The sequence below is a fragment of the Candidatus Pelagibacter communis genome, assembly GCF_001180185.1.
GTDB classification, from domain to species: domain Bacteria; phylum Pseudomonadota; class Alphaproteobacteria; order Pelagibacterales; family Pelagibacteraceae; genus Pelagibacter; species Pelagibacter ubique_F.
Genome location: NZ_CVSS01000007.1, coordinates 1 through 6408, shown reverse-complemented (window position 1 = coordinate 6408; position 6408 = coordinate 1). Strand labels below are relative to the sequence as shown.

The window sequence follows — 6408 nt, the reverse complement described above, 5'->3', positions numbered from 1 at the left end:
AACATTCAATTGATTTTGCAATTGCCTCTGCTTGTCCTCTTTCCTCGCCGCTTCTCCTGGACCGTTTACTACACATCCAATTACTGAGAGAGTTATCGGAGTTTTAATATGTGAAAGTTTTTTTTCTAAAATTTTTACAGTGTCAATTACTTCAAAACCTTGTCTTGCACATGAGGGACAAGAAATGATTTTTACCCCTCTTTCTCTTAAATTAAGTGATTTTAATATCTCGTTTCCAATCTGGACCTCTTTAACAGGGGCATCTGATAAAGATATTCTTATCGTATCGCCTATGCCATCTAAAAGTAAAGTGCCTAGTCCAATGGAAGACTTAATGCTGCCAGGTATGAAGCCCCCAGCTTCTGTTATCCCTAAATGAAGGGGATAATCAGTGGTTTTTGACAATTGACGATATGCTTGTATTGATAAAAAAACATCAGAAGATTTTACACTTATTTTTAAATTAAAAAAATTTTCATCCTCTAAAATCTTTATATTTCTTAAAGCACTTTCAACTAAAGCCTCAGGACAAGGCTCTCTATATTTTTCTAAAATATCTTTTTCTAATGATCCAGCATTAACACCCACTCGAATTGAACAATTATTATCATGAGCTGCTTTAACAACTTCTTTAATTTTATTTATATTTCCAATATTTCCTGGATTTATTCTTAAACAACTTGCACCATTCTCAGCAGCTTCAATGGCTCTTTTATAATGAAAATGAATATCAGCAACTATAGGTATGTCTACGTGTTTGACAATTTCTTTTAAGGCTTTAGAGGATGCTTCATCAGGACATGAAACTCTAACTATGTCAGCACCCTCACTATGAATTTCATTAATTTGTTTTATTGTTGACTTTATATCAGTTGTAAGAGTATTCGTCATTGATTGAACAGATATAGGGTTGCTACCTCCTACTTTTACTTTACCAACATTAATCTCTTTTGTTTTTTTTCTTTTGATATCTCTAAATGGTCTTAAGCTCATTTTAGTAATCTAATTTGAATTCTTTATGTAAAGCAGCTAATGCTTTATTGGTATCTTTTTTATCAATTAAAACAGAAATTTTAATTTCTGAAGTTGATATTACTTTAATATTTATCTTTTTATCTGCAAGTGTTTGGAACATTCTAAATGTAACACCAGGTGTAGTAATCATACCAACACCAATTGCTGAAATTTTTGAAACATCTTTTTCAAAGATTAATTTTCGGTATTTAATTGTTCTATTTTCTTGGATTATTTTTTTAGTTTTATTCAAATCATCTGATTTAATTGTAAATGTTAAATCTGTCTCTTTACCATTAGCAGAAATATTTTGAACAACCATATCAACATTTATCAAATTTTTTGACAATGGTTTAAATATAGATGCTGCAACCCCCGGCTTATCTTTAACGCCAATAAGTGAAACTTTCGAGTCATTTTGAGTAGATGAAATTCCAGTAATAATCTTATTATTAACTATGTTAGATCTTTTAGTAATTAATGTTCCAGTTTTTTTTACAAAAGATGATTTTACCTCAATATCAATTCTATTTAATCTCGCATCTTGTATAGAAACAGGTTGCATAACCTTTGCACCAAGTGAAGCCATTTCTAACATTTCTTCATAGGAAATTACTTTTATTTTTTTTGCTTTTTTTAGCTTATTGGGATCAGTAGTGTATACTCCTTGAACATCAGTGTAGATAACACATCTCTTGGCTTTAAAGAATTTCGCAACCATAATTGCAGTTGCATCTGATCCTCCTCTACCAATTGTGGTAATTCTATTTTCATTATTCACTCCTTGAAAGCCAGTTATAATTGGTACACCACCCTGTTTTAAATATTTTTTAATCTTATTTGAATTTATTTGATTAATTCTTGAATTTCTATGAGCACCGACTGTCAAAATTGGAATCTGCCAAGATAACCAAGACCTAGATTTATAACCTTTATGCACCAACCTGCCTGCGATCAAAGAACAAGCAATTTGCTCACCTGATGAAACCAAAACATCATGCTCAGAGTTGGAAAAATTGTCACTTATTTTAGATGACTTTTTAATTAACTCATTTGTCACACCACTCATCGCAGATGAAACAACGATAACTTTGTATTTTTTTCTTTTATAATTTGCAATTATTTCAGCAACTTTTTTAATTTTTTCGATTGTACCAACCGAAGTGCCTCCAAATTTTAATACCACAATTTTCATGATAAAATAATCTATTAAATTTAAAAAATATTGAATAAATACATGTTGAATATAAAGTCAACTATCTAATGAAAAATAACACAATTAATAAAAAAGAAATAGAAAAATTTTCTAAAATTGCTGAAGAATGGTGGAATCCCAATGGAAAATTTAAACCATTACATAAATTTAATCCAATTAGAATTTCTTATATTAAAGAAAATATAATAGAGACATTTAAATTAGATAAGACAAAAAACCCTTTAAAAAAAGTTAGAATTTTAGATATTGGATGTGGTGGAGGATTGCTTTCAGAGCCTATGAGTAGATTAGGTGCAAATGTTACTGCAATTGATGCGTCGGAAAAAAATATACAAGTTGCTAAGCTTCATGCAAAACAAAATAATCTTAAAATTGATTACATTTGTGCATCGCCAGAAAAATTAACAAATGAAAAAAAATTTGATGTTATTTTAAATATGGAAATTGTAGAGCATGTTGAGGATATAAATCTTTTTTTAAAGAGTTGTTCAAAACTTTTAAGAAAAAATGGAATAATGTTTGTGGCTACATTGAATAAAACTTTAAAATCATATTTATTTGGGATTGTAGGAGCAGAATACATTTTGCGTTGGCTCCCAATAGGTACTCACGAATGGGAAAAATTTGTAAAACCTGACGACTTAATTTCAATTCAAAAAAAAAATGATCTTGATTTAAACAAAATTGATGGCATGAAGTTTAATTTATTTACTGATGAGTGGAAAATAAGTAATGATAAATCAGTAAATTATATAGCTAAATTTATAAAAAATTAATTTTTATTGTCCTCAACCCAAGGGATTATCTGGGCATCAATTCCCTCTTCTTTTAGTTCCTTAAGATCATTTTTGGACGCTGTGCCATAAATACCTTTTTTCTTTTTTTTTTCATTATAATGAATTGATCTTGCTTCATAAGCAAAGTTATCTCCAACATATTCAAAATTATTTTTTATAAATTTTTGATATTCAGAAATTGTCTTTTTAATTTTTTCATATTTTTTTAAATCTTTATTTATTTTAAAATCTTGCTTTTTATTTATTAAGCTGGGCGCCATTAAATTTTTATCAATATTGAATGACTCACACTTATGACAATTTAATAATTTCTTCTTTTTTAATTTTTCATATTCACCAGAGCTAGCAAACCAACTTTCAAAAATTAAATCACAATCTTTACATATTAAACTATATTTAATCATCTATTTGATTTGGTTATTATTTTTATAATTTCAATACCCTCAACTTCTATAATCGGCATTAATTTCTATATATTTTTTCGTTAAGTCCATCGTATATGATGTAAATGCTTTTTTTCCAGTTCCAACATTCACGCTAACTTCAATATCAGAACTTTTCATATATTCAGCAGTTTCCTTTTCATTATATAAATTATTCAGTTTACCCTTATGAACTACTAATATATCACCAAATTTAATAGATAATTTATTTATCTTTATTTCTGTATCAGATTTTCCAATTGCCATTATTATTCTTCCCCAATTAGGGTCTTCTCCTGCTATCGCAGTTTTAACTAATGGAGAATTCGCAATTGAAAAAGCAATTTTTTTTGCATCAGACTCTGATTTTGAGTCTAAAACTTTAATAGTTATAAATTTAGAAGCACCTTCTCCATCCGCTACTACCCTTTTTGCTAGATTTAATAAAACATTATTTAATGACTGATCAAATTCTTTTAAATTAATATCTGTAAAACTATTAATTTTTTTATGATGAGCTTTTCCTGTTGAAAAAATAGAAACCATGTCATTGGTGCTAGTATCTCCGTCACAAGTTATTGCATTGAAAGTATTTTCTATATTTTTTCTTAAAAGTTTTTTTAAAACATCATTAGATAAATCTGCGTCTGTAAAAATATATCCTAATGTGGTTGCCATATTTGGCTGTATCATTCCTGAACCTTTTGCAACTCCATAAATCTTAACCGTAGTACTACCTATTGAACATTCCTCCATTGCCATCTTTGGTTGTGTGTCGGTAGTCATAATTCCAAGTGAAGCTTTCATCCATATAAGTTTATTTTGTGTATATTTAATATTATTGATTAAATCTGGAATTTTAGAGGATATTTTTTCAAGAGGGTAAATCTCTCCAATTGTGCCTGTGCATCCAAACATTATATTTTTTGGTTTTATCGATACAGGATTTTCTTCATCCTGCTTTTGTTTATCAGTTAGCTTTTGAGATAAATTCTCAGCCAAGATTTGCATACTTTTATAACCTTGAACGCCTGTAAATGAATTTGCATTTCTTGTATTAATTAATAAACAAAATATTTTTTTTGTTCTTTGATTTAAATTCCACTTAATATTTTCAGACAAAATTTTTGATTTTGTATAAACTGAGGCAAAATTAGCACCTTCTCTGAAATAAAACATTACCAGATCATCTCTACTGGTGTTATATAATTTTGCACTAACCGCTGACACAGATAAACCATCTATATGGTCTAAATCTTGAAAATCTATCAATTTACGATTTTTTGATTTAGACGACAAAAAATTAGATATATTAATTCCCATACTATTTAAATTACTTATTTAATACTTATATTTAACTTATAATTAATTTATAAATCAAAACAAATGTTTAATCCTTTAAGCTTTATCTCAAAATTTGTTAAATCTGGTAATCAGAAAGAATTAGATAGAATTGGCAAAATTGTTAGAAAAATTAATATATTAGAGGATAAATATAAAAATTTTACTGATGAGAATTTTCCAAAAAAAACCCACGAATTAAAAAATAGAATTAAAAATGGAGAAACACTAGACCAGATTCTGCCAGAAGCTTTTGCTTTAGTAAGGGAAGCCTCATCAAGATCTAGAGGAGAACGCCATTATGATGTTCAGTTGATTGGGGGTATAGTTTTGCATGAAAACAAAATTGCGGAGATGAGAACTGGTGAGGGAAAAACTTTAACAATTGTGCTGTCAGCATATTTGAATGCTTTAAATGAAAAAGGTGTACACGTAGTTACTGTTAATGATTATTTAGCAAAAAGAGACTCTCAAGAAATGGGTCAAATTTATAATTTTTTAGGATTAACTTCAGGATTTATTAACAATAATCAAAATGATTTGGAAAGAAAAAAAAATTACAATTGTGATATAACTTATGCAACAAATAGTGAGTTAGGTTTTGATTATCTAAGAGATAATATGAAATTTTCTAATAACGACAAAGTTCAAAGAGGTCATCACTATGCAATTGTAGATGAGATTGACTCCTGTCTTATTGATGAAGCAAGAACTCCATTAGTAATTTCAGGTGCAGCTGAAGATAAAACTCATCAGTATCTTGCAATTGATAAATTAGTAAAACAATTGAATAAAAAAGATTATGAAATTGATGAAAAAGATAAGAATATCTTATTAACAAATGAAGGAATAAATAATGTTGAAAAAATTTTTTCTAATGCTGGGATACTCAAAAATAATAATTTTTATGACCCAGAGAATTTGGCTTTAGTTCACCACGTAAATCAAGCATTAAAAGCTAATCATTTATTTACCAAAGGAAAAGATTATATTGTTAGAGATGGCAGTTTAAAAATTATTGACGAATTAACAGGAAGGATACTAGAGGGTAGAAGATTCGGAGATGGACTTCATCAAGCCTTAGAAGCAAAAGAAAAAATTGAAATACAGGCAGAAAATCAAACTTTAGCATCAATAACTTATCAAAATTATTTTAAGCTATACAAAAAAATTTCTGGATGTACTGGTACAGCTGCAACAGAAGCAGAAGAATTTTTTGAGATTTACACTTTACCTGTTGTAGTAGTTCCCACAAATAATCCAATGATACGTAAAGATTATAATGATCAAATATTTAGAACTGAGAAAGAGAAAAATAAAGCAATAATTGACAAAATCAAAGAATGTAATGAAATCGGTCAACCCTTATTAGTTTTTACCTCTAGTATAAATAAATCGGAAATTTATTCAGAATTATTACAAAAGCAAAATATTAATCATGTTGTATTAAATGCAAAAAATCACGAGAATGAAGCAGAAATTATCGCCAACGCAGGAAAAGAAGGTTCTGTAATTATTACTACAAGTATTTCAGGTCGCGGAGTTGATATACAATTGGGAGGTAAAAAAGGATCAATACCAATAGATAAGCTAAGCAAAGATAAAGAAAAAATTAAAA

Annotated in this window: 6 protein-coding genes; 2 read left to right on the top strand and 4 right to left on the bottom strand. The window is 28.3% G+C overall.

Features of this window, described 5'->3' with window-relative positions:
- Both ispG and AMN95_RS00245 read right to left on the bottom strand, forming a co-directional pair.
- The coding region (ispG, locus tag AMN95_RS00250; protein ID WP_075522006.1) for a flavodoxin-dependent (E)-4-hydroxy-3-methylbut-2-enyl-diphosphate synthase at positions 1-993 on the bottom strand (993 nt) is incomplete at its 3' end.
- Position 994: 1 nt separating this feature from the next.
- Positions 995-2209 (bottom strand): aspartate kinase, encoded by a 1215-nt coding sequence (locus AMN95_RS00245; protein WP_075522005.1) that lies wholly within the window; start codon positions 2207-2209, stop codon positions 995-997.
- Positions 2210-2277: 68 nt separating this feature from the next.
- Between AMN95_RS00245 and ubiG the strand changes: the two genes are divergently transcribed.
- Positions 2278-3006, top strand: coding sequence for a bifunctional 2-polyprenyl-6-hydroxyphenol methylase/3-demethylubiquinol 3-O-methyltransferase UbiG (ubiG, locus tag AMN95_RS00240; RefSeq protein WP_075522004.1), 729 nt, complete (start codon positions 2278-2280; stop codon positions 3004-3006).
- Here ubiG and AMN95_RS00235 read toward each other — a convergent pair.
- Both AMN95_RS00235 and argJ read right to left on the bottom strand, forming a co-directional pair.
- Positions 3003-3431, bottom strand: coding sequence for a DUF1178 family protein (locus AMN95_RS00235; RefSeq protein ID WP_075522003.1), 429 nt, complete (start codon positions 3429-3431; stop codon positions 3003-3005). The genes ubiG and AMN95_RS00235 overlap by 4 nt on opposite strands.
- Positions 3432-3470: 39 nt before the next feature.
- Entirely contained in the window at positions 3471-4772 is a 1302-nt protein-coding gene (gene argJ, locus AMN95_RS00230; protein WP_075522002.1) for a bifunctional glutamate N-acetyltransferase/amino-acid acetyltransferase ArgJ, read from the bottom strand.
- A 63-nt stretch (positions 4773-4835) separates the two neighbouring features.
- On the opposite strand from argJ, the gene AMN95_RS00225 reads away from it, so the two are divergent.
- The coding region (locus AMN95_RS00225; protein ID WP_256997902.1) for a preprotein translocase subunit SecA at positions 4836-6408 on the top strand (1573 nt) is incomplete at its 3' end.

Excerpts from the sequence above, each read along its gene's own strand:
- ubiG (WP_075522004.1), top strand. The coding sequence starts at position 2,278 with ATGAAAAATAACACAATTAATAAAAAAGAAATAGAAAAATTTTCTAAA.
- AMN95_RS00235 (WP_075522003.1), bottom strand. The coding sequence starts at position 3,431 with ATGATTAAATATAGTTTAATATGTAAAGATTGTGATTTAATTTTTGAA.
- argJ (WP_075522002.1), bottom strand. The coding sequence starts at position 4,772 with ATGGGAATTAATATATCTAATTTTTTGTCGTCTAAATCAAAAAATCGT.
- AMN95_RS00245 (WP_075522005.1), bottom strand. The coding sequence starts at position 2,209 with ATGAAAATTGTGGTATTAAAATTTGGAGGCACTTCGGTTGGTACAATC.